The sequence below is a fragment of the Sporolactobacillus kofuensis genome, assembly GCF_024125425.1.
Taxonomy (GTDB): Bacteria; Bacillota; Bacilli; order Bacillales; family Sporolactobacillaceae; genus Sporolactobacillus; species Sporolactobacillus kofuensis.
Genome location: NZ_JAMXWN010000007.1, coordinates 138,235 through 161,497, shown reverse-complemented (window position 1 = coordinate 161,497; position 23,263 = coordinate 138,235). Strand labels below are relative to the sequence as shown.

Here is a 23,263-nt window from a genome sequence, read left to right as displayed (position 1 = left end):
GGCCTTCTAAGCCGTGGGTCATGGGTTCGAATCCCTTCTGGGACATCATATAGGTTACAAATAAAAAGCTGAAACGCCTTGATTCCAAGGGTTTTCAGCTTTTTATTTTTGTATGCTCTCGTGATTTTTAAGCATAGGCACTGATTCCATCATTTTTTTATGGTTTGTCAGTCTAAATCGACCCACACCGATTTAACTTCTGTATACATTTCAAGAGCTGATCTTCCCATTTCACGGCCGAAGCCAGATTGCTTAAATCCTCCGAATGGCATTGTGGCATCAAATAAATTATAACAATTTACCCAAACGGTTCCTGCCTCTAATGCGTGGGCAATCTTGTGTGCTTTTCGAACATCGGTTGTCCATACACCTGCTGCGAGTCCATACTCACTCTCATTGGCTCGTCTGATTACGTCCGTCATCTGTTCATCGTCGTCAAACGGCATCGCAGATACTACTGGCCCAAATATTTCCTCTCTCGCGATCGTCATCTCATCTGTTACATCCGTAAAAATAGTTGGTGGAATAAAATAACCGGATCCTTCAATGGTAGTTCCACCAGTTATTGGGCGTGCACCTTCTTGTTTTCCTTTTTCTAAATAGCCTCTAACGGTCTCAAATTGTTTTGCTGAAACAAGTGGACCAACTTGAGTTTCTTCCTCAATACCGGGACCGACTTTTAGCTTTGCAGCCTGATCTGCCATATCAGACAAAAAGCGATCGTAGATTTTTTTATGGATGTACAAACGTGAACCAGCCGTGCACACTTGTCCTTGATTAAAGAATATGCTACGAAGAGCACCTGGAATTGCTTTACTAAAGTCAGCATCAGGAAAAATAATATTGGGTGACTTTCCTCCTAATTCAAAGGTTACGCGTTTTAGGTACTTGGATGCATCACGCATGATACTTTTTCCTACTTCAGTGGATCCGGTAAACGCAATTTTTCTGATCCTAGGATGATTGGTCATTGCAGTACCTATACGATGTCCATACCCTGAAACAATATTGACAACACCTTCTGGAAATCCAGCTTGCTGAATTAATTCAGCAAGAAAGAGTACGGACAAAGGCGTATTTTCTGCAGATTTTAAAATCACGACATTCCCGGTAGCAAGTGCTGCTCCCAATTTCCAGGACGCCATTAATAACGGAAAATTCCAAGGCACGATTTGACCACATACCCCAATCGGCTCGCGTCGTGTGTATGTGAAAACATTGGGATGCATCGAATTATTGATCACTTCTCCACTGAACTTGTTGACCCAACCTGCATAGTATCGGAAATGATCAATCACTAACGGTATATCAGCATTTCTGGTTTCTCGAATTGGCTTTCCGTTGTCAAGCGTTTCTAATTGTGCAATTGCCTCAAGATTTTCCTCAATTAAATCTGCTAACTTCCAAATTAATCGGCTTCGATCACTTGCTGACATTTTGGACCAAGGACCGTGAAATGCTTTCTCTGCTTCATCAACAGCCCGATCGATATCTTGTTCACCAGCCTCATATACTTCGCACAAAACTTCGCCCGTTGCAGGATTAATGCTTTTGAAACTTTTACCTGAAATGGATTCAACAAATTGACCGCCAATGAAAAGTTTTTTCGGGGATTTATTCAAGAATGCTTCTACTTTTGCGTCCAGTTTTATTTTCTGAATGGTGTGATTCAAATGAATGACTCCTTTTTAAGGTTCTCATGAAGCTTACGTTATTTTTTGTCATTAAATTGTTAAGTATTCAATTTCAAATACGCACCTTTTAATGAATAAAAAAAATTATTCTACACAAATTAGAACGAGACAAAATTTTTCTTTGAACTAAAGGATGATCCGGAAATGAAAGCAGCTGTTCTCGAAAAATATAAAGAACCCCTTTCTATCAAAGATATAAAGGAGCCTGTATTAGCACCAGATGGAGTGATTATAAAGTTAAGAGCTTGCGGTGTATGTAGAAGTGATTGGCATGGCTGGATGGGTGACTGGACAGGGTTTATTCCACCACTGCCACATATTCTAGGTCATGAAATGAGCGGAGAAGTTGAAGAAATAGGGAAAAATGTCCGGAATTTCAAAAAGGGCGATCGCGTGATTATACCCTTTACTCTTGGCGATGGAACATGCCCGCATTGTTTATCAGGTCACTCTAACGTTTGTGATCATCAAGTCATGCCAGGCTTTACATATAACGGAGGTTTTGCTGAATACACACATGTGCCAAAAGCAGACAACAATCTTATGCATTTGCCGGATGGTGTGAAATTCGTTGAAGCCAGCGCCATGGGTTGCCGATTCATGACTGCATTTCATGGGATAACTAGCCAAGGAAACGTGCGTCCTGGTGATTGGGTAGCAATTTTTGGTGCAGGAGGAGTTGGGCTTTCGGCAACCCAGATTTGCACAGCGATTGGTGCCAATGTCATTACAGTCGATATTTCCGATGATAAGTTACAATTCGCGAAAAAAATCGGAGCAGTTGAAACGATAAATAGTAAAAACGAAAATCCTGCCGAAGCGATTAAAGAAATCACAAAAGGCGGAGCGCAAGTAGGGGTAGATGCCCTAGGCATCCAAGAAACGATGCTTAATTCCATTCTGTGCCTTGATAAACGCGGCAGACATGTACAAATCGGTATGACTCCTTTCGGCGATAAAGGTCATCTTAAAATCCCAGTTAATGATATCGTTCGTCGAGAAATCCAATTCAAAGGCTCTTTCGGCATGCCGATTTCTGAATTTCCAGGGATGTTGCAAATGGTGGAAAAAAAGCGTCTTGAACCTGGTGAATTAGTCACAAAGACCATTTCATTGGAAGATATTGATAAAGCGATTCATGATATGACAACATTTTCTGGATTTGGTGTTTCTGTGGTCACAAAATTTGATTGAGAAACGACCTGGCGTGTGCAGAATACAAACGATGATGAAAAACGGACAGACCTCTAAATGAAGAGATCCGTCCGTTTATTTTTTATTAATTGTCTATCTCTCAGTAATCGTAACTCTTGTCATAATGTAACTTTTCTTGAGACAAAAGCCGTTTTGCGTGATAAGACGAGAAATTAAAGGATTGCCAATCCATTTTATTGAGTTCTTGTTTTCGCTCGTATAAGTAATTCTCTATCGGTCCGGCAATCTGGTCGTCCTTCGCGTGAAGAAGACGAATCATGCCGGGAACAGCATCATCTGAGAGCTCCGTAAGATATCCGATATCAATTTTTCCGGTGTGTTCGTACCGATCAATGTTCCATTTCGTGATGAACGCATCAATAGTCGTAAAATTAATCAGAACCAATGCTGTAATACCGGTGAGTACATAGCATTTAAAGAGATTCATTCGCCCATTCCAGATTCTTACTAAGGTGAACATAACCAGTACAAACAAGAAGATCATAAAGGCATGGGTAAACACCCGTAAATAAGTGTACCCATACATTTGTTCATAAAGGTACATACGAACAAACGCAGACACCAACATAATTAGTGTGCAGAAAACGAGTAAAGTTTCCAGTGCCTGCATCATACGATTCATTCTGGTAGTTCCTTTTTTTGTACAATAGATCAAGAGTAGCAAGATGCTGAAATTAATCAAGGTCACGAGAACTAACTCGAAAAACCCTCTGCGCGCATATTGGGCATAGGTAAATTCAGCAGGAAGCGCGAATGAAAAGCCACCAAATAAATAAGAGAATTGAATCAATGTAAAGAGCACATAAATGGCATTGATCATGCTAAGTAGTGTACTCGAGATGACCTGATCAAGGCTGCTTCTTAATGACACAACATGATCCCTATCTTCAAAGACAATGCGCTTTATTTTCGGCTTCCTCATTAAACTCCAAATGTAACTGAACGAGAGCAATGTAATCACGGTACTAAAGATTGTTCTCGGTATCAACGTTTCAAAAGGAATATGAATAAAAATGTTCGGCAATGCGTCGACCATAGAATTAAAAATTTGATCAGCCGATGCCAGCAATGCAACAATCACAGCTACAAGTGGAACTGCAACAAGGATACCGATAGTAATCTTAAAAAAATTACTTTCCTTCTTTGTGCCCATTCCTTGACTCAATTTTTTACTAATCAATTGTAAAGGAAGCGCCATAAAAACAAATGGCCGATAGAGGAACCCAAGGAATAAATCACCAATTGCATGATATGGAGACCATGCGCCCCTTGCTTTGTTTGCCGACCAAGTGGTTTGCATTACGATTAAAATTGGAATTGCAATAAAATTAATTGCATAGAACACCTTATTTGAAAAAATAAGATACGTTAAAGACAGAAGAACCACAGGAATCATCAAAAAACCTGCAAAATTCTTTTCTACAGTACTCTGTGTGTTCCAAAGAAATATGCCGTAGAAAGCAAGAACGAAAATCGGATAAGAAAGACCCAGATTTCGATCAAAGAACAGCACATTGGCCAGAATGCCTAGTAACATGGAACAAAGAAACAGTTTGCCGCTCCTGGTTTGTAACATTGAAAACGACTGTACCCGCCCCAAGCTACTCTTTGATGCTAATTTTTTCACTTTGCACACCCTCCTATTGCTAGATCCAGCCTGCAACGCCTTGATCACGCGAAACCTGCTCGATTTTGCTCGCCCCTTTTTTCAATGTGATTATAACATAATAATTATTGAATAACAGTATTTATTTATCGTTTTTCAATAATTTATTTCTGTTTATTAATAAACTTTAAGATTAATTAACGGATCATAACAATCAATAAATGGGGACACAAGCTAAGCTCTTGAACATATTCACTGATTTCTTTACCGATTTATTAAATTTTGTTCGGTATAAAAGGTATGGTACATAGAAATAGTGCACATAATGTTAGTGAGTCAATAACAGTTCAGGTTATTATTTTGTGAAAAACAGGTAAAATGGACAGATCAGCAAATAAAAATAGGCTTGATCTGTATGTTTCCGACTTGCATCGGACATAAAAGAAAGGATATAATATAGTTGTGAAAGCGCTATCATTATTAATTAGGGAGCGTGACCTTTATGGTTATCATTGGTATTTTCGGATCAATTTGTGTAGCCCTTCCTGTCGTTGCCGCTGTGATCTGGGATCGTTATCATACACGTGCTCAATCGTGAGTTCATCCCAATTCTTTATCATATAAAGTCTCGAAAAAAAAGCAAATCGCTCATGCCCGAAAATACGGACATGAGCTTTTCATTTTTCTGCGTGATTAATTATGATACACTCGAATCTTTACCTTTTTCCTACCCCAAATAATTGCTTGCTTCTTCGTCTTAAAATGAACATCAATAATCTTTCCTTTAATCCGACCGCCGACATCACGAGCGATCGCATAACCGTAACCCGGGATATAAACTTTTGATCCAAGTGGGATAACACGAGGATCTACTGCAATTGCTTTTGCTTTTGGATACTTTCGGTAATCGAACCCGGTCGCAGTGCGTCCGAGTTCACAATAGGAAGTCGCGCTGACTGTAATATTTTTATATTTGGTTTTCGCTGTTGCAGAATTTTGAGGGAGACTTGAGAACAAGACAATGATCGCGGCAATTAAAATAATAATCTTTTTCATGTCATCGACATCCTTTGTTTTTCGTCTGCCTCTAATTTAACAATTTAATGTAACAGCCATGTATCACGACTGTTCCCGTTTGATTACAGCACGATGACAAAGCCGTTGCATTACCTGAACATAGGTCAATAGTTTGCTTAACAGGAGAAAAATTGTGGGTGGATCGTTATTTTTTAAGCGAATTCTGAAGAAGAAGCACGAAGATTGGTGGAAGAAACTTCCTGCCGTATCAAATGCCATAATGACTGTTGCGCTTTACCTTTGCATGTGGCATTGATGAATCGAACGATAATGTCGATTGATTGTACGGATTCGGTGAAAATAAATGTCATAAGAATCATCACCAAGGTAAAAAAATGCCAAATTGTTGCATTCCCCCTATACATAAGTTCATAATAAGAACGTCTGAAGGGTATTCTTGTTTATTAAACTTGATGCCTGTCACTAATAGAAACAATGATTTTAGGAGACAGCACCGCTCAGAAATTGATTTCGAACGGTTTGGGGGTATTAAAAATACAATTAGAGCCAACACGTGTTGTGCAGCTACCTTTTATTGCTGATTTAAAGGGCGCATTAATCAACACTGAAAATTGTAACCACGACAATTATTATCCATACACGATACATTCAGGTGATCATCTCTTTTCGAGAACATTTGCATTGGACAGCCTCAATGTAGACATCACCGATTACTTAGGAATTCGTCATTTTCCAGTTTGGATCATTGAACAACGCAACCTATTCATTGAGGGTGATCGAGTCGTGATCCAAACAACTGATCATCGACTTTTTGCAGGAAAATCTAAATTACTGTCAAGTACATCATTGATACTCCGTAATCATGAAGATGTAAATTGTGAAGTATTAGACTTTTCTTCGATTCACTTTATTGGCCGATTTGCACGTGGCATTAGCATGTAATCCTTTCACTTATGTTGTGCCTCGTTCAACCATTACAAATACTTTTCTATCTTTTCAAGACAGAGGATGCTGTTCAAGCGCATCCTCTTTTTTCATCAACAGCATAAATGGCCCGCTCGATAAATACCAATTATTTTGCTGATGCCTCTAACCGCTTTAACTTGTTAATAATTGGAACCAAGAATGGATTTTCTTGTTCATCATAGCCTTTCATTGGATCAATCCCTTTTACGAGCCGATCCAGCACTACAGACAAGCTATAGTTCTCTATTTTGAGTGATGCATTGACCTCTTGCCAATATAAAGGTGCAGCGATGGTTGCCCCTTCCTTTCCTCGTGGTGAATACGGACATATCAACGTCTTTCCCTCTGCATGCTGCACATAATCAATGTACAGACGACCTCCGCGATTCTTTTTTAGGCGCTCAATCGTGAACTTATCTGGAAATTTTTTGACCAATATTTGAGCAATTGATGCTGTAAAAAGTCGTGTATCTGAATAACTAAGATTAAGCCTTGCTATGGGAAGATGAATTTGAATCCCTCTACTCCCCGAAAGCTTTGGAAAACTAATGATGGATAATCGATCAAAAATTTCCTTCATCGCTTCTGCAGCTTGAATCGCAAGTGCGAAAGATGAACGGTCAGGCGGATCGAGATCAAAAACAATTTCAACAGGTCGCTCGGAATTAATTTTCTGAAAGGGAATATGATATTCAATCGCCAGCTGATTTCCGAGCCAAAGTAGCGTCTCTACATCATTACAGATTATTGACCGTCTGCCGTCCTCTTCTACGGTTTGTATGAACTCCGGTGCATAATCCGGACAGTTTTTTTGAAAAAAAGATGCACCTGGAACGCCGTGCGGAAAGCGAATCGTAGTTAACGCGCGATTCGAAAGAAAGGGAAGCATGAATGGCGCTGCGCACTCTAAATAGGTAATTAAGTGCTTCTTTTGAATGAGCGGTTGAGACCAAATGATCTTTTCCGGATGAGTAATCATCCTGTTCGGATTCGTCTGTATCTGTTTCAGGGTCTTCATACTCAATCCTCCTCAAATCGGCATTGAAGAGGATCAGTCTGTACAAAAGCTTGAATGATGGGTTGTCTCAGAGCGTGACCCGTAGTCCATTCACTAAATGTGACTTTTACTGTTAAGACGGGTTGCAACCATTGAGTACTTTTTACGCGAAGAGGTATCTTCAGAAACGGTCGTACTTCGCTTCTCAGTGACTCAGTAACTTTTGTAATGACTTTCCAGTCTTCATGCGTTAGCTTACCCGTTCCTGCACGCCCGATATAGATCAGTTGTTTCTTCTGATTATAAAGACCAAGTAAGAGTGCATTGACAGATCCATCCCGATAGGTGACACCACCAACAACCGCGATGATATCCTCCACTTTCTTTATTTTACGCCAGTTCGCATTCTTCCCATGAATGAGATACGGACTGTTTCTTTTTTTTGAGACAATGCCTTCCAGATCCTGTTTTCGTGCAACATCGAATAACGTCCGGCCGTCTTCATAACTTGGCACGAGTTGGATCCGATCAGTGACACGAATGATCTTCTGAAGCAATGCTGCACGTTCGAAAAAGGGTCTTTCAGTAAGCCACTTGCCATCACAATAGAGCATATCAAAAATCATGTATGTGACTGGTATTGCATTGAGCAATTGAGGTACGCGGGCAAAATGCCGAATACCATCACGTTTCATCACCTCATGAAACGAAGGCTTCCCCTGATCATTTAATGCGATAACTTCACCATCCAAGATAAATGAGTGACTCTGAACAAAAGTATCAGTCTCGAGCAATTCAGGATATACAGAAGTTCGTTCATTTTTTCTTCGGTTAAATAACCGCACTTCATGTCCATCACAATAGGTCAGGATCCGGACTCCATCCCATTTTATTTGATGCACCCATTCATCGCCTTCGGGGATCGCTTCTCCTTTAATCGGTTCAAAGGGTACAATAGGTTGAAGATTCATAGTTCAGACCGTCTTTCTTCGCCTTGTCGTTGTTTTCCGTTTCGGCTTTGTTTCTTTGACACTGGCCTCCAACGCGGAAAGCAAATCCACCACATTGTGCTGCGCCACTTTGTCCTTCTTCTGTTCAACCGGTATTCCGGATACCTTTTCTTCAATCAATTTCTCGAGCTTCAAGCGATAATCATCTTTATATTGATCGGGTTTAAATTCAGTTGTTAGTTGATTAATGAGTTGATTGGCAATGTCCATTTCCTTTTGCGCATTTTCCGCAGTTAAATCTCCTAGCCCGGGTACTTCCTGAATCTTACGCACTTCGTCCGGATAATAGAGTGTCTCTAGAAGCATGCCGTTTTCAAAACTGCGAATAGCAGCGAGATGTTGCTTGGATCGAATAATAATATTGGCAATTCCGATTTTCTCAGAATCCTGAATCGCCTGTTTCAACAAGGAAAAAGCACGCAATCCATTTCCACTGTCCGGTCCGATAAAATAGGATTTCTCATAATAAATCGGATCGATTTCACTCAACTTCACAAAATTAATGATCTCAATATGTTTATCTACATCTTCTTGCAGATCATCAAGTTCTTTTTCACTGAGCGCAACAAACTGGCCGGGTGTATATTCGTAACCTTTAATGATGTCTTCGTTTGCGACTGCTTTTCCGCACTTTGAGCATGTTCGTGTGTAGTTAATTGGTGACATACATTCCTTATGAAGCATGCGTAAGCGGATATCTTTATCTTCTGTTGCCGTATATAACTTTATTGGAATATAGACGAGACCAAACTGAATCGATCCCTTCCACATTGTACGCATGATCCTCACCTCGGATCTTAGTATGCACACATTCGATCAGCGTATGAGCTGATAATTCTTAAAATGAGAAAAACTTGGTAGAAAAACTTTGATTCATCACTTATGCTTCGATTGCTCGCTTGCCGCGGGCGATCCGTGAGCCTCCTCGTTCAGGTAAAAATCTGCGGGGTCTCACTTGGCTCGCGATCATCTGGAACAGTCCCGCAGGCGTCTCGCATCTTCGCTGTATTTTTGCACAAAAAATCCACTTCACACGCGTGGAAAGCGGAACAAAAAAGATGTTGCTCTCTATTAGAAACAAAGGGCAATTCATAAAATGCAACGAGGACTATCTACTTGCACATGATTTGGTTCCTTTCATTCATGACGAAAAAAAGGGCCCTTTATGCAAGGACCTAAAAGGGGGGTTATTGCTTTCACAAGTTACACTAGTAGCATAACAAAGAATGAATAATTATTCTATATATTTTCACAAATTAATTATTACAATAATATTTTTTCCTTATTAGTCTTTCTTTTTGCCGTTTGATCCAGCTCAAGTTATTTCTGAATAAATACAGTTTATTTGATTTTAGCAAGCTTCATTCAGTTAAACAATGATGAAAATTCACAATAAAGCCATCAATAAACTAATAACAACTACCCAAAACGGAATACAGAGTACCATTGCCCACATGGCGCCTTTAAAGAAGTTGCCCTCCATAATACCACCTCATTCTGCCGGTCTGTTTCTGCTAACTTTTGGCAGTATGTCCATTTCCATGATCAGAAATACTTTGATTACTCAAGAAAAGGGTTGTGAAAGAGGCTTTTTTGCTCCTTCATTTCCCCATTCAATTCATTCTGAACAAACATAATATGTATTATCAGGCAAAAGAGTTCATGATGTCTGATAACCGCCATATGAGTGTCCCTCCTCTTCACTCCGTTACGAAGCGGTGCATTTCCGCAAAAAAGAGAACCGGACTGGAATCCGGTTCTCTTTTCCTTAACCCTTATACACTTCAATGTACCATTAGTTATTTTCCTACAATGTTAAATTCCTTAGAAAACTCGTCTATAGGTTTTCCGGCAATGGTGTAGTACGTCACGATTACTTTGTTATTTTGATCATCCTGTTCCAAGATCACATAGGTTCCCTCTTGGTAATTTCGAGGCAAGCGTAAACTTCCCGGATTAATGACAATCATGTTTTCTTCTTGGAATGTCCCTGCAAAATGTGTGTGACCAAAACATACGACATTTGCCTGTTCTTCCAGACCACGATAACATAACCGATCCGAAGACTGACGAACACCTAGAAGATGACCATGTGCAATAAAAAATTTCAAATTTCCAAATTGCTCAATACGTTCATTTGGATAAGCTTTGGGAACATCACAATTGCCTTCGACGGACAGAAAGCCTTCCATTTCCGTACAGTTTGGTTGTAATTCAGAATCACCACAGTGAATCATGAAGTCTAGTTTACCGGCATAGCGCTGCTTTAACACTGATAATTCACGCGTAAAGCCATGTGTATCGCTGACGATCAGCCCTTTCATGAGCGTTCACCTACCCAGCTTGTCCATTTTTCCTGCAAGACTCGGAGTGCTCGTGCACGATGGCTCATCTTATTTTTCTCTTCTTCCCCCATTTGAGCAAAAGTCAGCTGTTTTTCTGGAATAAGAAAAATAGGATCATACCCAAAGCCGGATGCTCCGTGCCTTTCCTTAGTAACACGCCCGTCACATCGGCCCTCAGCAAAATGTGTCGGTTGATTGGGCAGACTTAGTGCGAGGACACAAACGAAGTGCGCCTTTCGTTCTTCTTCTGACACATCAGCTAACTTACTAAGTAACAGATCTATATTCTTTTCACTATTCTTATCCAGTCCTGCGTAGCGGGCAGAGAATATTCCCGGCTCACCATCGAGTGCATCAACACAAAGTCCTGAGTCATCAGCAAGGGTAATCATACCCGTCTGATGGGCTAATGTTTCTGCTTTAAGCGCTGCATTTTCACGGAAGGTCGTCCCCGTTTCAGGTACGTCCGTATGTATATCCATGTCCTTCAATGAAAAGACTTCTACGCCGAAATCGGCGAGTAATGTCTTGAATTCTTTTATTTTCCCCGGATTGTTCGAAGCAATGAGGACTTTTGTCATTTGCTTGATCCCACCTTCTGCTCATTGAATAAATCACCAAGCACTGCTTTTTCAACTTCAATCAGCTCATGAATGCCTTTCTTTGCAAGACCGAGCAAGTCAGCAAGCTCATTTTCATTGAACGTAGCTTCTTCACCGGTACCTTGGATCTCAATATACTCATCATGACCATTCATGACAATATTCATATCTACATCCGTTGTGGAATCCTCTTTATAGCATAGATCTAGTACCGGGCCGTACACGGGATGAATGCCGACTGAAGTAGCCGCTAAATAAGACTTAATTGGCAAATGGTTCACCTGTTTTCGTTCTTGTGCACGTCTTAATGCAAGAACCATAGCTACAAATGCTCCGGTAATTGAAGCTGTCCGTGTACCACCGTCCGCCTGAATCACATCACAGTCGATCCAAATCGTTCGTTCACCGATCGCTTGGAGATCAACCACAGATCGAAGTGCGCGTCCAATTAACCGTTGAATTTCCATTGTTCTTCCGGTCACTTTGCCTTTCGATGATTCCCGAATCGTACGTTCCGGCGTTGCTCGTGGTAACATAGAATACTCTGCGGTGATCCAGCCTTTCTTCTGTCCACGTAAAAATGGGGGAACTCGATCCTCAATACTTGCGTTACAGATTACTTTTGTTCTGCCAATGGTTATTAGAACAGATCCTTCAGGATGAATAATAAAATCCGGCTGTATTTGAACAGACCTTAGTTCGTCACTTGCTCTTCCGTCTGGTCTCATTCTGTCTTTTGCCTCCGTGTACCAATAATTTAAAAGAAAAATTTCTAGTGAAACCTGAACAACCCCAACGTTAAAGAGGCTATCCAAAAGGTTATGGAATTTAAAACACTAAGCGAAGCCCTTATTTTGCATTACGTGTGCTTTGATTGCTCCTATATTTTTATTTGAATGATCAAACTTAGTACAACAACCACAAAGTAAAAGAGGAGCCTTTTTGCTCCTCTTACTATACCATATTTTACTTTTCACAATTATAGACCGGTTGCATCGACCATCTCTCGAGAAACCGGACCGGATAATATCCTTCCCGATTCCAAAGTGATCTTTGTTGATTGGCCGACTTGAATAGATACTTTTTGAATGGCAGGATCTTCGGTCAATGTCAGGACGAGGCTCCGCAGGACCTGATCATTAATTGTTTTTGCCTTTTTATTATCATAAATTGCATCATTAAAATGGAGAAAAACAGTACCATTCTCAATTTTCGGCTTGCTCATCAATTGGCTATCAGGGTTCATTGGCGAAATTAAATTACTTGTGGCCGGCTCATGAATTAGCGCATGAACCATGGTTGTGACTTGATCAGTACGTCCATCTGCACGAACCGTAACCGGTACATCGTACGTTTTTCCTTTATTTGCAGCCATATAATAAACGGTTACAGGTTCACTGCCTGTTAAATCTGCCACATCTCCAGCCACCTGATTAATGCCATCTGCCCGAGTAAGCATTCTTCCTGATGCATTTTGAACGGCCGGCCATTTATCCAGCTGCTTCCCTTCGACAGTAATGGTCACTGTTTTTACCGATTGAAACTGAGTAAGCGTCCATACAATCGATTGAACAGCCCGATTCTGATTACTCACCGGTGTATCCAAAAGTTCTTTTGAGAAATTCACTGTTAAATTGCCTCGTTGATCGTTTAAAACGTTGAGAATTTCAGTTCCTGAAGGCAGAGTTGCCCGAAATCCATTGGGCAATGCGTTGGCAACTGGTCCATCATCAACCAAATAGTTCAGCACCTGTCTCACCGATGATTTAGTGTTCGGCAAGCCCAGCATTTGCGGTACAACATAACCATTTGCGTCCATTAAGTACAACACTCTTGCTGTAAATTGCGGATGTCGACCACTCTTGGTTAGATCCGCTTTGCTGTTGACATAGCTGACACTGTCCGGTTGACGATCTGCCACACCGCAGCCCGAAAGAAGTCCTATAGATAAAATAAGTGAAACGCCGGTAATAATCATCGATGTTCGTCGATACATGTTCGTACCCTCCTCGTTCCCTATGGGTTGTACTATCATGTATACGAGCAATCCAAATGATTAGACCTCTTGCGCCTAGAAAAGCAGCTTAGTCTTGATCAATGCGAACGGTCTTTACATCCGGTCTATAACCCAGTAATTGTTCACCTATTGTCTCCATCATCTGTGCCGAACCTGTTGTATAAAAGTGATGAATCGGCTGAGAAGATTCTTCTCTCGCCAGATTTTTATGATAAAGAACAGTACTTACTTCCAGCGCAGTCTCTTCACCGGAATCAATCAGTTTTATTCTCGAACCCATTGCCTTCTGAATTTGTGGTCGAAGCATCGGATAATGGGTACACCCCAGAATGAGCGTATCCATATTCTCATCCCCATGCAATTCATTTAGCCGTTTAGTAATCGTTTTATATGTTTCAAGACTGCTGAGATTATTTGACTCAACAAGTGGTACAAACTCCGGACAAGCAAGGCTACTTACGATAACCTCATTATTAATATCAAGGAGCGCTTGTTGATAAGCCTCACTTTTTATTGTTCCAATCGTACCAATGACGCCTATATGAAGGCTGCGACTCACTTTTAGTGCAGAACGTGCACCCGGACGGATAACACCAATCACTGGAATATCAAGAGCTCTCTTAATTTGTTCATATGCAGCGGCAGTCGCTGTATTACATGCAATCACTAGCATTTTAATCGAATGATGTTCACGTAAATAGTGAATCATCTGCCATGTATACTGGCGTACTTCCTCAACAGGACGCGGCCCATAGGGACAGCGTTGATTATCGCCTAAATAAACAATCTTCTCTTTTGGTAATTGTCTCATGATTTCCCGGGCAACAGTTAGTCCTCCCACACCCGAGTCGATCACACCAATTGGCTGGTTCAAAAAAATCCCCTCATTCATGTTGTGTTTCTCGTTACCTACCTTAAGACTGGCGAGAAACTGCAAGTCATTTCTCTGGCTGCTTCTGAAGTCTTCAAAATGCCTCTATCATCTTATCACAATCACTGAAGATGAGTAAGAACAATGAAAAACCTGACATACTTATCAGTCATTCGTAACAAATGGAACAGCTGTTATTCTGATAACCTATGATCATTTATTTTTTTTGTTTTTATCTTTTTAAAAATAAGAATATTTGATCACAACATGATATACTCGATTTATAAAAAAAATGTCATAAATTGGGGGAATGAGCATGTCACTTTTGAAAAGAAAAAAGCAAAACATCAAGACTACCGCTCACTCAAATACAGAAGTGGCATCAATCGGCAGAATTCAAGTTGCAGCCGATCAATTAAAAGGAATTGTGGAACAATTACGGCATGCCGCAGAGACTTTGCATGAAGCATCCAGCTCCAGTCAAGCCAGTGTTTCAGAATTCAAAATACATACAAGCCGAACTGCGGATGATACGGCACAGGTTAATCAAGAAATGCAGCAGATCAGGCAGTCTGCAGAAAAAATTCTTTCAATTGTTAATAGTGTTCATACAGATAGCGAGCAGACCTACGATGATCTGATCTTCTCATTAAAGTCAATCAGTGAATTAGAACGAACAATGAGCGGTATTTTACGCGGTCACCATGAGCTCATCAGACAGATGAATGAACTTGTCGATCACTCAAAGAAAATTGATCAAGTTTTCAAATTCATCGGTTCTATTTCCGAAGAAACGAATATTCTTTCTTTGAATGCTGCGATTGAAGCGGCAAGAGCAGGTGAGGCAGGCAAAGGCTTTTCCGTTGTCGCAAGTGAAATTCGTAAACTATCAGGAGAAACACAGCAAGCTGTTCAGGAAACAAAATCTACAACGCAGTTGATACAAAATGAAATAAAAAAATCAACGGAGCGCGTCAATAAAGAATCGATTGAAATCGATCATGGATCTGAAAAACTGAAGGCGATTGTTGCCCATCTTGATACGTTTAAAGCGAAACTAGAAACCATGATGCTTGGCAGTAAAGAATCAGCCGCTTCCGTTGATGAACAAACAGCTAGCATTTCAGCAGTTTCTGATTTAATCAATCAGATCTCTGCAATGGCCCAAACAAACCAGGCACTTGCAGAAACTGTGGAACAGGATGTTGCCAATCAATTTCAAAGTATTGATCAGATGCTCGCTCTAAATAAACAATTGATCCAGACGTCGAATGAACTCCAGACTTCTATTCAGCAGGACAAAGAATCAACAATCCTGATCGACCCGAGACTGATTGAACATGTAAAAGGAAAGATCCTTCAATTTATAAAAGAACATCCATTGATGCCCATTGATTCCATTCGGCATCAAGCAATTTTTACCATGCTCAGAAATGAATTACCAGAACTTGAAGCAGTCTGGTCAAATCTTCCGGATGGTTCGTTTATTTATTCCGATCCAGCAGCCGCACTTGCAAATGCAGGGGCACGTAAATGGTTTAATGAGGCGCTTAGCGGATCATCCTTTATCTCTAATCCTTATTATTCTGCGATCACGAAACGGCCTTGTGTCACACTTTCTTTCCCAATTCGCCACCAAGGTGAAATCCTCGGTGTGTTTGGTGTGGATTTAACCGTTTAAAGATTACCTAAAGAAGTGCACGATGATCCTAAGAAGATACGCTCCCAAAGTGAGGGGCAAAAAGTCAATCTTGAGTACTAAAAAAGAAAAGCGGAGAGAAAAAATCACTTTTTCTCTCCGCTTCATTTCTGCTTAACCGTGTTTTACACTGGTCATCGCGCGCACCCGATGAGCTGAGCTAAATCCCTTAGCTTCTTTCACAATATACAATGGTCGATCTTTCGTTTCATCATAAATTCTGCCGATGTATTCACCAATCACACCTAATATGAATAACGTGAACCCGCTAAACAGCAATTGAATAACAATAAGCGATGTCCACCCCGGTACGGTACTCGATGTAAAGAACCTGAGTGCAAGCGCAACAATCATGTAGACAAAGCCGGCAATCGAAAGCAATGCACCACTATACGTTGCTATTTTCAAGGGCTTATACGAAAAGGAAGTTAATCCATCAATCGACAGTTTCAGCATTTTCTTAAGCGGATACTTCGTTTCACCTGCAAGACGCTCATCACGCACGTATTCAATCGCAGTCTGATTAAAACCCACCCAGCTGACGAGACCGCGCATGAAACGATTCTTTTCAGGGATTCTCTTCATCTCATTACAGACGCGGCGATCAATTAATCGAAAATCACCAGTATCCAAAGGAATATCAATATCCGTGGATAGACGTAATGTTCGATAAAAGAGGGCTGCAGTCATTTTTTTGAAAAAGGTCTCGCCTTTTCGCTCGATCCGCTTACCGTAGACGACATCAAAACCTTCTCCCCATTTGTCAATCATTTTCAAGATCATTTCTGGGGGATCCTGAAGATCTGCATCAATTACGACAATTGCTTGTCCAGTAGCATAATCCATGCCTGCAGTTATTGCGATCTGGTGACCAAAATTTCTTGAGAATTCAAGGACTTTTACATGGGTATCCCCTTCAGAAATGTAGTTCAACATCTCTGATGTTCGGTCCTTGCTGCCATCATTGACAAAGAGTAATTCATAAGGTTCATAAGTACGGTCCATTACTGTCTTTAATCGCTTGTAGGATTCATAAATCACTTTCTCTTCATTGAACACGGGAACCACTACAGAATATTTGATGGTCATGGCATTGCCTCCCTTGCATTTTCTATTGTCCTGTGCCCTTAATCACTATTTTTTTAAGACATACAGTGTAGACTGCCCATCAAATCCAAATTGATTTGACGTTGCGTTGGACCATTCACTCGTTGGTACCTTTGTGGCATGCTGCTTAATCCAGTTCATCACACTTGAATTCTGTGATCTGCCCGCACTGCCGATCAAGAAATACTTTACTTCTCCATTCTTCACCATTTTTTCCAATTTGCTGACGCTTAATGCAGGATCATTACCTTGGAAACCACCCATTGCCATCACCGCATAATTTGTTTTCATCATGATTGAATAAGCAGATTGAGCACGTTCAACAGCAAGAATATATTTTTCTCCGTTGTAGTGTTTTCTTAGATAGGTCAACAATTTTGTATTCACTTGCTCGTCCATACCGCCGCCTCTTTGGGATCGATTCATTCGATACGTCGAGAAGGCGCCAGGCTGCTGGCTATTAGTACGTTTGGATCCCGACTGAGTTGGTGGTTGACCCGGACCCATGAATTTACTTTGTTTTGACTTTGCGTTCCCTTGTTGACTGGCTTGTCCTCCTGGAAAAGACGGGCCATTTTTCCGGGCGCTCATACTTCCGGAGAATTGTTGTCTGCCCATGCCTGAAAGTGTTGAAGAAGGACCGGCAACAGGGATCGAACTATTAGTTTGGTTCATCGTCGATGGCAATGTCCAATAGAACGGAGCGAGCATTATTAAGAAAAGGCTTGTTCCTGCAATGGTTCCCTGGACTTTACGTTCTGCCATTCGCCAAACAAAACCAAAACTGCTTGTGAGTATACCGGCCACGATCAAGAGTACAACCCACAGGGTACCGATATTGTTTTGAAAGAGGATTACTGCTTCGAAAAAGCAGGTTACGCCAAAAGCGATCGGTAACAGATATCCGCGCCACGCACTTTTTTGGTCACTGAATGCTTGCCACATATAGGAAAAACCGATACCAACGAGTGCAGCAATTGGCGGAGCCATTAGACTTAGATAATAGTGATGGAAGAACCCAGCAACACTAAAGAACGCCATCGCCGGAGCCAGCCAAGCGAGCCAGAATAGAGCAAAGGTATGCTTTTCGTCAAGTTTTCTACGTTTGAACCAGTCTGCAACGATGGCAACGAGACTAAGCAATACAAAAGGCAGAAGCCAACTTGCTTGTCCGGATAACTCCTTTGAGAAGAGACGTAGTGGACCGGCAGTTCCCGTACCGAACATCCCACCGGATTGCTGACGACCTGCCCCTCTAAAGAAACCTTCACTCGAAGATGTCTTACCCCTATTCTGACCAAAACCATTAGTGTTAGAACCATTTTCCAGTGAAGCTAGTGCTTTATTGTTTTGATTCATTTTGCTCGTTGGCCTTGCCCCACCACCATTTTGTCCCATCAAGCGAGAGATACCATTATAACCAAAAGCAAGTTCGAGCACAGAGTTTGTCTGACTGCTCCCGATATAAGGGCGTTTGCTCGCAGGAACAGAATCAACAACTACTGCCCAGGAGAGCGAGAGTGCCGCCAGAACAACCGTTGCAGTGAGCAAATGGATAATTTTTTTCTTACAATTCACTTTCACTGCAAGCCAATAAAATAGATATACGGCTGGTAAGATCATAAACGCTTCGAGCATCTTAACATTAAAGCCGAGCCCAACCATAGCGACACTTAAGATTAACCAACGTAGTTTTGTTGTTGCGGCTGCTTTGATCACGGCCCAAGCAGCGATGACCAACGTAAGAATAAGAATACTGTCAACATTGTTCGTTCGCGATACGGCGACAAAGATTGGTGTCACAGACATCGTCAAACCGGAGATAAACGCTGCGTGCTTTCCAGCCTTATGTTTTACCATCTGATAGATCATCACGGTTGATATAATCGCAGCGATCGCTTCTGGAAGTAGAACACTGAAATTATGAAAGCCAAAAAGTTTGGCACTTAATGTTTGTAGCCAAAGCGCAACCGGAGGTTTATCAACGGTAATAAAGCCCGCGGGGTCAAAGGATGCGTAGAAGAAGTTATGAAAATTCTTCATCATACTTTTTACAGCTACCGTATAGTACTCATTCGTACCCGCTTGATTAAGCAAGAAGAGATTCATAAAAGCTGAAAAAAGGATGACACCAAGTAAATAAAAATCGATTCGTTTGTTTTTGACTAAATTCATCGTACTTTTCCTCCTCAACAACCAAAAGCATCATCATCAATTCCTCTGTTTATCAGCAGAGGTATTAAGCTTAGTGTCATTATGACGATCAATTCTTAAAGAATCCTTAACAGCTACTTTTTATTCAAACAAGCGATTGAGAAGAGATTCTATAAAACACAAAATAAAGGTGTCTCAAAAGTCTGTTGACCGTGAGACACCTTTTCATTTAGAAAATAGGATTGATTAAGCGTGAAGGAACGAGACACGTGTAGATAGTGAGCCACAGTAAGTACTACAGGTTCTCCCGAATCCGCCGGCAGCAATCCTTAATGATCGCAAGCAACCGTAGCGTATGATGAATCTCTTTATTGGCATAGCCTCATAAAAATGAGTTTATCACTAATGATTTGAAACTTTTTGAACTTTCTGTGAACACTCTAATCCGCTATTCATTTTCATAAAAAAATTAAGGATTTATTAATAATTGTCGATTATCGTAGGTTATTGTTCCACAGATCATCTATTCATTCATTAAAGGAAGCGATGGAATTGCAAATCCAAGCGACATCTTTATCCAGCAGCATTGATCAATCAAGCAACTCAACAGATTCAGCAGAGAAACTCAAAAGTCTTGAAAAACAAAAAGAGAAGTTGGAGAATCAGCTGAAGCAGCTGGAATCCAACACATCGAATCCATCGAATCAGCAGCAACATGTTCAGGTGATTGAGAAAGAAATTCAACAGATTGATGCACAAATGAAACAGCTTCAATCGCAATCATTAGAATCCAATGAGAGTCAAAGCAATTCAAACGCAAGCTTACAACAATTCAATACAAATTCAGCCATTTCCAGCCAATCTGTTGATGGTGATTTGTTAACCATCAGCCAAGAAAGTCAACGTGCGAATTAACAGAACACCTTTCTAATCGAGAGAAAAAGCCGTTCTCAGCATCATGTTGAGAACGGCTTTTTATTGAGTACTACTGAAATTTGTTGAGATGAATAAAAAGATTAGTAAGAATAGATTTTAGACTCTTTCAACGTGAACATATTTACTGTACGCCGGTTTCCCAACCAGTTTCTCAATCGGAATAATAGCCTCGATGAGCACGTCAGCGTCAAGATCCGAACGTTTATAAATTTCATTTTTTATGCTTTCACTTGAGACCTCTTGATCAGGAGTGTACTGAAGAATAAACGTAATCGCGTCTCCTTCTTGTTTCACTTTCCATAGTAAAGGAATCTGATCTAAGGAATAGATAAGTTCCTGTAATTCATAGAAAGTCCAAAGTGCACCATGACAATTAATTGTGTTCTCATCTCTGCCGTAATGGATCAAAATCGGCGTTTGGTCGGGATCAGTTGGATCAGCATCTCTGATTTCTAAAAGATCATGATTATAATAACGTAATAACGGCATACCCTCACGCATTGTGGACAGAACACCATACCCGCGTACTCCGTGTGGTACCGGATTTTTGTTTTCATCAACCACTTCAATTTTTACATGTGCGTTATTCAGACGATAATAGCCTTGCTCATCGCTGACAAATAAGCCACCGGATTCTGTACTGCCAAAAAAGGTAAATACAGGAACACCCCAAAGCTTTTCAAAATATGCTTTTCTCTTAGGCGAAACAAGTTCTCCGGCCAGAAACAAAGCCCTTAATCCTTTTGTTGGGAATGGAATAGATAGCTGTTTGGCCACTTCAAATAACTTTTCAGCTTCAGACGGAAGCATAGCTACAATACTCGGCTTTGCTCTTTGCATGATTTCTACAACTCTTCGATCCGGTGTAATCATGCTTGCCTTATCCACACCGATATGTGTTGCCCCTACTTCCTCACATGCCCAATATAAAATAAAAGAAGGAATAGCTAAGGCAAAAGGAAAGCGGTTCAACAGGATATCGTCTTTCCTCAAATTTAATTGGGACTTAAGGATCACTCGAGCTTCTTTCGTCACATCGGAATGACTGTACCAACTTGGCGTCGGCGTACCCGTTGTTCCACTTGTTTCATGGTAGGTTGCTATAGCTTCGATAGGTGCACCAAGTACGTCATAGGCTGAAGCATTGCGGAGCTCCTCTTTTGTCGTAAAAGGGATATCATCCCATGAGTCTATCGTTCGTTGTGCTAATTTATTCTTGTAAAATGAAGATCTTAACGCTGAAGCAACAAACAGATCATTCATGAACAACACTCCCAATCCGTTCTTTTTCAACACGTGATTCCATGATATGGTAATTTTTTTCAATAGCGTCAAAAGAAGAGTGAAAGTCATTTAATAGAGTAGCCAGTTGATTAATCTTAGCTGTCCCACCCTGTTGCACTTTCATTGTAAATTCGGTGATCTTCTCAACTTCGTTGGTGCTTGCTGCTAATTGCTGGACTGCAGCCGTCACTTCCATGATCTGATCTGATGTACCGCTCACTTCCTGGATAATGGTTTCAAAATAGCGCTTTGTTTTGTTCATCACGCTCATACCATCTGAAACTTCATCCATACTTTTGGCAGTCATTTCAACCGCTTTATTTACATCAGATTGAATGTCCGATAGAATTTTTGAAATTCGAACAGTTTCTTCTTTGGACTTATTTGATAATTTTCCCACTTCATTTGCTACAACAGTAAATCCTTTGCCAAATTCACCGGCGCGAGCCGCTTCAATGTGCGCATTAAAGGACAATAATTGTGTTTGTTCAGCTATATCTGTAATGGAATGCACAATCTGATCGACTTCCCCCGAATGGTTCGCCAAATTTGCAACAAACGTGGATAACTGATCCGTAATCTTGTACATGGATTGCATCTGGTTAAGTAGATTTCCAATCAGTTTATTTCCTTCATCTGCGGCAATTGACGCCTTTTTGGATGTGTCCGAAACGACTTCCGAGCTGGCAGCAATCTGCTGAATACCACTTGAAATTTCAGTCATGGTATCCGTACTTTTCACCACATTCTTGGTTTGAATTGATGCCCCCTGCGAAATGTCTCCGGCAACATGCACAAGGGTCTCTACTTGATCCGATAATGCGTGCGTGCGATCAGCTAACTCAGAAATTTCATGTTTCGTCGTATTCAGAATGTCCATGCTCAGGTCTGATCGCTTTTGACTTTCAACAGCCTCATTCAAAAACTGAGCCGATGATTGAATCGGAACATCTCTGTAAATGATGATAAGGCCAATAATCGTCAGGCAAAGGGAGATCATTGGTATAATGCCTTCCCAAAGATGAAAGCCATTGCTCACAAATAAATACACAAGCAACGCATTTGAGAAGATAAATAGAAAAGATAGGACTATGTACAGTTTTAATCTAGTGCTCATGCTCCAATTCCTTCCCTGATTAATTTTTGAAATTACTTTTTTAATATCGGTACTGAATAATAATCTTTTAGAATAAAATGAAAAAAATGCCAATAAAACGATAAATTGGTAAAAAAGTCCTTATTTCGCAAAAATAGATGCAATCTTAAAAAAGAAAATAAGACAGAAAGCAGCTCATAGAGGTGCTCTCTGTCTCTTCATTTTTCGTTTTTTCTTTTTTTCTTCTCTTTGAGAGAATACTAGGTACTAACACTTAGTCCTTTTTATTGATTGCGCTTCGATTGCTTGCCGTGGGCGATCCGTGAGCCTCAGATCACCATCTAGGTTTTTTATGTGGCTTATGCGGTTTATGAGGTTTTCGAGTCTTTTCGTGCTTTCGTCCCTCTTCCAAGAGGAATTCCAATAGAATTTCTTTCTTAATGATTAGTTTTAAAATGCTTTCAAGATCTTTTCGATCAACCTTTCTTTGTTCTGTAACAGAACGTAAAGCCCCCGCTAACGCGTCTTCCATATGTTCAACTGCTTTAACTAAAGCCATTGTTCCATCTCCTTTTCATTAAGTTCACTATCACTTTATTCATTTGCACCTTAGCAGTATAGATGAA

At 40.7% G+C, this 23,263-nt stretch carries 20 protein-coding genes; 4 read left to right on the top strand and 16 right to left on the bottom strand.

The genetic code is table 11. The features are described from left to right. Nucleotides 1-167 precede the first annotated feature (167 nt). Nucleotides 168-1,673 carry an aldehyde dehydrogenase family protein gene (locus tag NIE32_RS07725; RefSeq protein WP_290443510.1) on the bottom strand — a complete coding sequence of 502 codons (1,506 nt, stop codon included), beginning with the start codon at nt 1,671-1,673 and terminating at the stop codon, nt 168-170. Between the two features lie 165 nt (nt 1,674-1,838). Between NIE32_RS07725 and NIE32_RS07720 the strand changes: the two genes are divergently transcribed. After that, nucleotides 1,839-2,888, top strand: coding sequence for a zinc-dependent alcohol dehydrogenase family protein (locus tag NIE32_RS07720; protein WP_253054495.1), 1,050 nt, complete (start codon nt 1,839-1,841; stop codon nt 2,886-2,888). Nucleotides 2,889-2,988: 100 nt separating this feature from the next. Here the strand turns inward: NIE32_RS07720 and NIE32_RS07715 are convergent, their stop codons facing one another. Together NIE32_RS07715 and NIE32_RS07710 are read right to left on the bottom strand one after the other, a co-directional pair. After that, nucleotides 2,989-4,536 (bottom strand): DUF4153 domain-containing protein, encoded by a 1,548-nt coding sequence (locus tag NIE32_RS07715; RefSeq protein ID WP_253054493.1) that lies wholly within the window; start codon nt 4,534-4,536, stop codon nt 2,989-2,991. Nucleotides 4,537-5,208: 672 nt separating this feature from the next. After that, a complete protein-coding gene (locus tag NIE32_RS07710; RefSeq protein WP_253054491.1) occupies nt 5,209-5,571 on the bottom strand; it encodes a 3D domain-containing protein in 363 nt (120 codons plus the stop codon). A gap of 456 nt (nt 5,572-6,027) precedes the next feature. Between NIE32_RS07710 and NIE32_RS07705 the strand changes: the two genes are divergently transcribed. Then, nucleotides 6,028-6,495, top strand: coding sequence for a hypothetical protein (locus NIE32_RS07705; RefSeq protein WP_253054489.1), 468 nt, complete (start codon nt 6,028-6,030; stop codon nt 6,493-6,495). Nucleotides 6,496-6,625: 130 nt separating this feature from the next. On the opposite strand, the gene ligD is transcribed toward NIE32_RS07705, so the two are convergent. The 8 genes from ligD to racE form a co-directional block, all read right to left on the bottom strand. After that, entirely contained in the window at nt 6,626-7,537 is a 912-nt protein-coding gene (gene ligD / locus NIE32_RS07700; protein ID WP_253054487.1) for a non-homologous end-joining DNA ligase, read from the bottom strand. A gap of 2 nt (nt 7,538-7,539) precedes the next feature. Beyond that, on the bottom strand, nt 7,540-8,487 hold the full coding sequence (locus tag NIE32_RS07695) for an ATP-dependent DNA ligase (protein ID WP_253054485.1): 948 nt from the start codon (nt 8,485-8,487) through the stop codon (nt 7,540-7,542). A gap of 3 nt (nt 8,488-8,490) precedes the next feature. After that, complete coding sequence (gene ku, locus NIE32_RS07690; protein ID WP_253054483.1) at nt 8,491-9,306, bottom strand: non-homologous end joining protein Ku; 816 nt, start codon at nt 9,304-9,306, stop codon at nt 8,491-8,493. Between the two features lie 1,019 nt (nt 9,307-10,325). After that, entirely contained in the window at nt 10,326-10,850 is a 525-nt protein-coding gene (locus NIE32_RS07685) for a metallophosphoesterase family protein (RefSeq protein WP_253054481.1), read from the bottom strand. Next, nucleotides 10,847-11,452, bottom strand: coding sequence for an XTP/dITP diphosphatase (locus NIE32_RS07680; protein ID WP_253054479.1), 606 nt, complete (start codon nt 11,450-11,452; stop codon nt 10,847-10,849). The genes NIE32_RS07685 and NIE32_RS07680 overlap by 4 nt, the downstream gene beginning before the upstream one ends. Next, nucleotides 11,449-12,201, bottom strand: coding sequence for a ribonuclease PH (gene rph, locus NIE32_RS07675; RefSeq protein WP_253054478.1), 753 nt, complete (start codon nt 12,199-12,201; stop codon nt 11,449-11,451). The genes NIE32_RS07680 and rph overlap by 4 nt, the downstream gene beginning before the upstream one ends. Nucleotides 12,202-12,452: 251 nt before the next feature. Next, nucleotides 12,453-13,469: a GerMN domain-containing protein gene (locus tag NIE32_RS07670; RefSeq protein WP_253054477.1), complete on the bottom strand. Its 1,017-nt coding sequence runs from the start codon at nt 13,467-13,469 to the stop codon at nt 12,453-12,455. A gap of 88 nt (nt 13,470-13,557) precedes the next feature. Beyond that, complete coding sequence (racE, locus tag NIE32_RS07665; protein WP_290443507.1) at nt 13,558-14,364, bottom strand: glutamate racemase; 807 nt, start codon at nt 14,362-14,364, stop codon at nt 13,558-13,560. Nucleotides 14,365-14,677: 313 nt separating this feature from the next. Here racE and NIE32_RS07660 point away from each other — a divergent pair, with 313 nt between their 5' ends. After that, complete coding sequence (locus tag NIE32_RS07660; protein ID WP_253054476.1) at nt 14,678-16,042, top strand: methyl-accepting chemotaxis protein; 1,365 nt, start codon at nt 14,678-14,680, stop codon at nt 16,040-16,042. A gap of 132 nt (nt 16,043-16,174) precedes the next feature. Here NIE32_RS07660 and NIE32_RS07655 read toward each other — a convergent pair whose 3' ends face one another. Next, entirely contained in the window at nt 16,175-17,149 is a 975-nt protein-coding gene (locus NIE32_RS07655; RefSeq protein ID WP_253054475.1) for a glycosyltransferase family 2 protein, read from the bottom strand. A gap of 45 nt (nt 17,150-17,194) precedes the next feature. Beyond that, on the bottom strand, nt 17,195-19,342 hold the full coding sequence (locus NIE32_RS07650; RefSeq protein WP_253054473.1) for an ArnT family glycosyltransferase: 2,148 nt from the start codon (nt 19,340-19,342) through the stop codon (nt 17,195-17,197). Nucleotides 19,343-19,867: 525 nt separating this feature from the next. On the opposite strand from NIE32_RS07650, the gene NIE32_RS07645 reads away from it, so the two are divergent. Next, complete coding sequence (locus NIE32_RS07645; RefSeq protein WP_253054471.1) at nt 19,868-20,236, top strand: FlxA-like family protein; 369 nt, start codon at nt 19,868-19,870, stop codon at nt 20,234-20,236. A gap of 117 nt (nt 20,237-20,353) precedes the next feature. On the opposite strand, the gene NIE32_RS07640 is transcribed toward NIE32_RS07645, so the two are convergent. From NIE32_RS07640 to NIE32_RS07630, 3 genes are all read right to left on the bottom strand, one after another. Then, nucleotides 20,354-21,520 carry a phenylacetate--CoA ligase family protein gene (locus NIE32_RS07640; RefSeq protein ID WP_253054469.1) on the bottom strand — a complete coding sequence of 389 codons (1,167 nt, stop codon included), beginning with the start codon at nt 21,518-21,520 and terminating at the stop codon, nt 20,354-20,356. After that, nucleotides 21,513-22,658 carry a methyl-accepting chemotaxis protein gene (locus NIE32_RS07635; RefSeq protein WP_253054467.1) on the bottom strand — a complete coding sequence of 382 codons (1,146 nt, stop codon included), beginning with the start codon at nt 22,656-22,658 and terminating at the stop codon, nt 21,513-21,515. Before NIE32_RS07635 ends, NIE32_RS07640 begins: the two co-directional genes overlap by 8 nt. Nucleotides 22,659-22,971: 313 nt before the next feature. Then, entirely contained in the window at nt 22,972-23,196 is a 225-nt protein-coding gene (locus NIE32_RS07630) for a hypothetical protein (RefSeq protein WP_253054465.1), read from the bottom strand. Nucleotides 23,197-23,263: the final 67 nt, after the last annotated feature.

Coding starts and splice junctions, on each gene's coding strand:
- NIE32_RS07720 (WP_253054495.1), top strand. CDS start 1,839: ATGAAAGCAGCTGTTCTCGAAAAATATAAAGAACCCCTTTCTATCAAA.
- NIE32_RS07710 (WP_253054491.1), bottom strand. CDS start 5,571: ATGAAAAAGATTATTATTTTAATTGCCGCGATCATTGTCTTGTTCTCA.
- NIE32_RS07705 (WP_253054489.1), top strand. CDS start 6,028: ATGATTTTAGGAGACAGCACCGCTCAGAAATTGATTTCGAACGGTTTG.
- ligD (WP_253054487.1), bottom strand. CDS start 7,537: ATGAAGACCCTGAAACAGATACAGACGAATCCGAACAGGATGATTACT.
- NIE32_RS07695 (WP_253054485.1), bottom strand. CDS start 8,487: ATGAATCTTCAACCTATTGTACCCTTTGAACCGATTAAAGGAGAAGCG.
- ku (WP_253054483.1), bottom strand. CDS start 9,306: ATGCGTACAATGTGGAAGGGATCGATTCAGTTTGGTCTCGTCTATATT.
- NIE32_RS07685 (WP_253054481.1), bottom strand. CDS start 10,850: ATGAAAGGGCTGATCGTCAGCGATACACATGGCTTTACGCGTGAATTA.
- NIE32_RS07680 (WP_253054479.1), bottom strand. CDS start 11,452: ATGACAAAAGTCCTCATTGCTTCGAACAATCCGGGGAAAATAAAAGAA.
- rph (WP_253054478.1), bottom strand. CDS start 12,201: ATGAGACCAGACGGAAGAGCAAGTGACGAACTAAGGTCTGTTCAAATA.
- NIE32_RS07670 (WP_253054477.1), bottom strand. CDS start 13,469: ATGTATCGACGAACATCGATGATTATTACCGGCGTTTCACTTATTTTA.
- NIE32_RS07660 (WP_253054476.1), top strand. CDS start 14,678: ATGTCACTTTTGAAAAGAAAAAAGCAAAACATCAAGACTACCGCTCAC.
- NIE32_RS07655 (WP_253054475.1), bottom strand. CDS start 17,149: ATGACCATCAAATATTCTGTAGTGGTTCCCGTGTTCAATGAAGAGAAA.
- NIE32_RS07650 (WP_253054473.1), bottom strand. CDS start 19,342: ATGAATTTAGTCAAAAACAAACGAATCGATTTTTATTTACTTGGTGTC.
- NIE32_RS07645 (WP_253054471.1), top strand. CDS start 19,868: ATGGAATTGCAAATCCAAGCGACATCTTTATCCAGCAGCATTGATCAA.
- NIE32_RS07640 (WP_253054469.1), bottom strand. CDS start 21,520: ATGAATGATCTGTTTGTTGCTTCAGCGTTAAGATCTTCATTTTACAAG.
- NIE32_RS07635 (WP_253054467.1), bottom strand. CDS start 22,658: ATGAGCACTAGATTAAAACTGTACATAGTCCTATCTTTTCTATTTATC.
- NIE32_RS07630 (WP_253054465.1), bottom strand. CDS start 23,196: ATGGCTTTAGTTAAAGCAGTTGAACATATGGAAGACGCGTTAGCGGGG.